The organism is Streptomyces atriruber (genome assembly GCF_001418325.1).
Classification (GTDB): Bacteria; Actinomycetota; Actinomycetes; order Streptomycetales; family Streptomycetaceae; genus Streptomyces; species Streptomyces atriruber.
The window spans coordinates 1-5,126 of the sequence record NZ_LIPN01000368.1 but is presented as its reverse complement, the minus strand read 5'-3'; the positions used below and the strand labels follow the sequence as shown (position 1 = coordinate 5,126).

At 72.8% G+C, this 5,126-nt stretch carries 4 protein-coding genes; 2 read left to right on the top strand and 2 right to left on the bottom strand.

Annotation, left to right across the window (positions count from 1 at the left end; all coding sequences use genetic code 11):
* Positions 1 to 74: 74 nt before the first annotated feature.
* On the bottom strand, positions 75 to 479 hold the full coding sequence (locus AOK03_RS32280; protein WP_055568927.1) for a hypothetical protein: 405 nt from the start codon (positions 477 to 479) through the stop codon (positions 75 to 77).
* Positions 472 to 975 (bottom strand): SigE family RNA polymerase sigma factor, encoded by a 504-nt coding sequence (locus AOK03_RS32275; RefSeq protein WP_055568926.1) that lies wholly within the window; start codon positions 973 to 975, stop codon positions 472 to 474. Before AOK03_RS32275 ends, AOK03_RS32280 begins: the two co-directional genes overlap by 8 nt.
* A gap of 335 nt (positions 976 to 1,310) precedes the next feature.
* Here AOK03_RS32275 and mfd point away from each other — a divergent pair, with 335 nt between their 5' ends.
* Positions 1,311 to 4,841 carry a transcription-repair coupling factor gene (mfd, locus tag AOK03_RS32270; protein WP_055568925.1) on the top strand — a complete coding sequence of 1,177 codons (3,531 nt, stop codon included), beginning with the start codon at positions 1,311 to 1,313 and terminating at the stop codon, positions 4,839 to 4,841.
* A 36-nt stretch (positions 4,842 to 4,877) separates the two neighbouring features.
* Positions 4,878 to 5,126, top strand: a 249-nt coding sequence (locus AOK03_RS32265) for a hypothetical protein (RefSeq protein WP_157869134.1), incomplete at its 3' end; no start/stop codon positions are given.

The following is a 5,126-nucleotide window of genomic DNA, read 5'->3' as shown; positions in this document are numbered from 1 at the left end:
CAGCCCCTCCGGCGTTTGAGGAGCGGGGGTCCGGGGCGGAGCCCCGTGGAGCGGCGGCGCACACGACAGGAACATCAGCCACCCGACGCAGTCGCCGTGGGCGGAGTGGGCGCGGTCGGCGGCAGCGAGGTCGAGGGTGCCAGGGACGGCGGCGTCCGGGACGGCGTCACCGTCGGCGAGGACGACCTCCCGGAGAGGGACGACCCCGGCACGGAGGCAGACTTCGTCGGGCTCGGCGGCGCCGCGGGGCCCACCGGGTCACTCCCTCGGCCGATCTGCAGCGCGGCGAACGCCGTGCCGCCCGAGACCAGGACCACGGCGAGCGCCGCGCCCAGCGCGTGGGTCCGGCGTCTGCGGCGGGCGCCGCGGGCGGACACCTGGTGGGCCGGGACCGGCGAGGCGAGCAGGCCGCCCGATGCGGCGGCCCGCTTCAGCGCGTCGGCGAGGCCGTCGTCGGCCGGGGCCTTGGGCTCAGTCACGGTGCTCCTCCGAGGGGGGCGCGTCGTCGAGATGCGGCGCGAGGGCCGCCCTGGCACGGGACAGATGGGACTTGACGGTCCCGGTCGCGATCCCGGTCTCCGCGGCGACCTGCTGCACGGACAGGTCGCACACGTAGTGCAGAACGGCGACCCGCCGCTGCCGCTCGGACAGCCGCCGCAACGCGGCGACCAGCGCCACCGTGCCCGGTTCCGGCTCGGGCGCGGTGCCGGGCAGCCCCCCGTGGTGGCGCCGCCAGGCGTCCGCGGCCCGACCGCGCCGCCGCCACCGGCTGACGGCGAGCCGCCGGGCGACGGTCCTGACCCACGCCTCGGGCCCGGCGTCCCGCTCCAGGCGGGCGCGGCGCGCCCAGGCGCGGACGAACGCCTCCTGGACCACGTCCTGCGCCTCGTGGAGGTCCCCCGTCATCAGATACACCTGCCCGACCAGCGGTCTCACGGAGCGCGCGTAGAACGCCTCGAACTCCTCGTCGGTCAAGTGGTCTCCTGGTGCGTGCGGCGCGTGGGGCATCCGTGACGTGTCGTGCGGGTGGCGTTCTCGGGGTTCTCGGGGTTCTCGAAAGGCACTACGCCTGGGACGCCCGGCCGGTTTACCCGCCGGAGAAAGAATTTTCGAACGGTCGTTTCCGGACATTGTGCGGGAGGGCGCCCGGCGCCCCCGCCGCCGGGCTCGCGCCGACCGGGCCGCGCCGATCAGCACGGGGTCGTACGCTGGAGACCCCCGGCCCGTGCGACGTGCCGGGCGGTTCGCGTTGCCCACTCACTTCCGGTCTGTTGTCCACTCACTCCGGTTATCTGGACGGAAAGCCTTCAATGAGCCTGCACGGTCTGCTCGACGCTGTCGTCAAGGACTCGGCACTCGCCGAAGCGGCCAAGGCCGCGACCGACGGCCACCGCATGCACGTCGACCTGGTCGGCCCGCCCGCGGCCAGGCCCTTCGCGGTGGCGGCGCTGGCCCGCGAGTCCGGCCGCACCGTCCTGGCCGTGACGGCCACCGGCCGGGAGGCCGAGGACCTGGCCGCGGCGCTGCGGACGCTCCTGCCGCCGGACGGCGTCGCCGAGTTCCCGTCGTGGGAGACGCTGCCGCACGAGCGCCTCTCGCCCCGCTCCGACACGGTCGGCCGCCGCCTCGCGGTGCTGCGCCGCCTCGCGCACCCCAGCTCGGACGACCCGGAGACCGGCCCGGTCTCGGTGGTCGTCGCGCCGGTCCGCTCCGTCCTCCAGCCGCAGGTCAAGGGCCTCGGCGACCTGGAGCCCGTGGCGCTGCGCACCGGGCAGAGCACGGACCTGAACGCGGTCGTGGAGGCCCTCGCGGCAGCCGCGTACTCCCGGGTGGAGCTGGTCGAGAAGCGCGGCGAGTTCGCCGTCCGCGGCGGCATCCTCGACGTCTTCCCGCCCACCGAGGAGCACCCGCTGCGCGTGGAGTTCTGGGGCGACGACGTCGAGGAGATCCGGTACTTCAAGGTCGCCGACCAGCGCTCCCTGGAGGTCGCCGAGCACGGTCTGTGGGCGCCGCCCTGCCGTGAGCTGCTGCTCACCGACGAGGTGCGCGAGAAGGCCGCGGCCCTCGCCGAGCAACACCCCGAGCTGGGCGAACTGCTCGGGAAGATCGCCGAGGGCATCGCGGTCGAGGGCATGGAGTCGCTCGCCCCCGTCCTCGTGGACGACATGGAGCTGCTCGTCGACGTCCTGCCGAAGGGCGCCATGGCCGTGGTCTGCGACCCGGAGCGGGTGCGGACGCGCGCCGCGGACCTGGTGGCGACCTCGCAGGAGTTCCTCCAGGCCAGCTGGGCGGCGACGGCGGGCGGCGGCGAGGCCCCCATCGACGTGGGCGCGGCGTCCCTGTGGGGCATCGCGGACGTCCGGGACCACGCCCGCGGGCTCGACATGATGTGGTGGTCGGTGAGCCCGTTCGCCGCCGACGAAGAGCTCGACGACGACACCCTCAAGCTCGGCATGCACGCCCCGGAGACGTACCGCGGCGACACCGCGAAGGCCCTCGCGGACACCAAGGGCTGGCTGGCCGACGGCTGGCGCACCGTCTACGTCACCGAGGCCCACGGCCCCGCCGCCCGGACCGTCGAGGTCCTCGGCGGCGAGGGCATCGCGGCCCGCCTCGACGGCGACCTCGGCGAGCTCACGCCCTCGCTGGTGCACGTCTCCTGCGGCTCGATCGACTACGGCTTCGTGGACCCGGCCCTCAAGCTCGCGGTCCTCACCGAGACCGACCTCTCCGGCCAGAAGGCGGCCGGCAAGGACGGCCAGCGGATGCCCGCGCGCCGCCGCAAGACCATCGACCCGCTGACGCTGGAGTCCGGCGACTACATCGTGCACGAGCAGCACGGCGTGGGCCGCTACATCGAGATGGTGCAGCGCACCGTCCAGGGCGCGACCCGCGAGTACCTCGTCGTGGAGTACGCCCCCGCCAAGCGCGGCCAGCCCGGCGACCGGCTCTACATCCCCACGGACCAGCTGGAGCAGATCACCAAGTACGTCGGCGGCGAGGCCCCGACGCTGCACCGGCTGGGCGGCGCCGACTGGACGAAGACGAAGGCGCGCGCGAAGAAGGCGGTCAAGGAGATCGCCGCGGACCTCATCAAGCTCTACTCCGCGCGGATGGCGGCGCCCGGCCACTCCTTCGCCCCCGACACCCCCTGGCAGCGCGAACTGGAGGACGCCTTCCCGTACGCGGAGACGCCCGACCAGCTGACCACGATCGCCGAGGTCAAGGAGGACATGGAGAAGACGGTCCCGATGGACCGCCTGATCTGCGGCGACGTCGGCTACGGCAAGACGGAGATCGCGGTCCGCGCCGCGTTCAAGGCGGTCCAGGACGGCAAGCAGGTCGCGGTCCTCGTCCCCACCACGCTCCTCGTCCAGCAGCACTTCGGCACGTTCTCCGAGCGGTACTCCCAGTTCCCGGTCAGCGTGAAGGCGCTCAGCCGCTTCCAGACCGACACGGAGTCGAAGGCGACCCTGGAGGGCCTGCGCGAGGGCTCCGTGGACATCGTCATCGGCACGCACCGCCTCTTCTCGTCCGAGACCAGGTTCAAGGACCTCGGTCTGGTCATCGTCGACGAGGAGCAGCGCTTCGGCGTCGAGCACAAGGAGCAGCTGAAGAAGCTCCGCGCCAACGTCGACGTCCTGACGATGTCGGCCACCCCCATTCCCCGTACGCTCGAAATGGCCGTCACCGGCATCCGCGAGATGTCGACGATCACGACGCCCCCCGAGGAGCGCCACCCGGTCCTGACCTTCGTCGGGCCGTACGAGGAGAAGCAGATCGGCGCGGCGGTCCGCCGCGAACTCCTCCGCGAGGGCCAGGTCTTCTACATCCACAACCGCGTGGAGTCGATCGACCGCGCGGCGGCCCGCCTGCGCGAAATCGTCCCCGAGGCGCGCATCGCGACCGCCCACGGCCAGATGTCCGAACAGGCCCTGGAGCAGGTGGTCGTGGACTTCTGGGAGAAGAAGTTCGACGTCCTGGTCTCCACGACGATCGTCGAATCGGGCATCGACATCTCCAACGCCAACACGCTGATCGTGGAGCGCGGCGACAACTTCGGCCTCTCGCAGCTCCATCAGCTGCGCGGCCGGGTCGGGCGTGGCCGCGAGCGCGGCTACGCGTACTTCCTGTACCCCCCGGAGAAGCCCCTCACGGAGACCGCCCACGAGCGCCTCGCCACGATCGCCCAGCACACGGAGATGGGCGCGGGCATGTACGTGGCGATGAAGGACCTGGAGATCCGCGGCGCGGGAAACCTCCTGGGCGGCGAGCAGTCGGGTCACATCGCGGGCGTCGGTTTCGACCTCTACGTCCGCATGGTCGGCGAGGCCGTGGCCGACTACCGCGCCTCCCTGGAGGGCGGTGTCGAGGAGGAGCCGCCCCTGGAGGTCAAGATCGAGCTCCCGGTCGACGCCCACGTCCCGCACGACTACGCCCCCGGCGAGCGCCTGCGCCTCCAGGCCTACCGCGCCATCGCCTCCGCCAACACGGAGGAGGACATCAGGTCCGTGCGCGAGGAACTCACCGACCGCTACGGCAAGTTGCCGGAGCCGGTGGAGAACCTCCTCCTGGTGGCGGGCCTGCGCATGCTGGCCCGCGCCTGCGGTGTCGGCGAGATCGTCCTCCAGGGCAACAACATCCGCTTCGCCCCGGTGGACCTGCGCGAATCCCAGGAGCTGCGCCTCAAGCGGCTCTACCCCGGCACGGTCATCAAGGCGGCCGCCAACCAGGTCCTGGTCCCCCGCCCGAAGACCGCGAAGGTCGGCGGCAAGCCGCTGGTCGGGCGCGAACTGCTGGGCTGGGTCGGGGAGTTCCTGACGTCGATCCTGGGGTCGTAGGGTCCCGTTCCCGCGTCCTGCGGCACCATGGTCACCATGGCAGCCGGGGGACGCGGGGCGGGAATCGCCTGGGTGGGGGCGACGGCCTTCCTCGTTGCCGGAGCGCTGGTCTACGTACTGGTCCCGGAACACGATCCGCTGGGCGTGTCCGACCGCAGCGGCCTGGTCTCGATGGTCATCGGCCTGCCGGGCCTGGTGGTCGCCCTCGTCGCGCTGCTGTGGGCGAGACCCGGGGCGCGCGAGGACCAGGCCGCCGCGGTCGCCAGGCTCGCCCGGGAGGTCCGC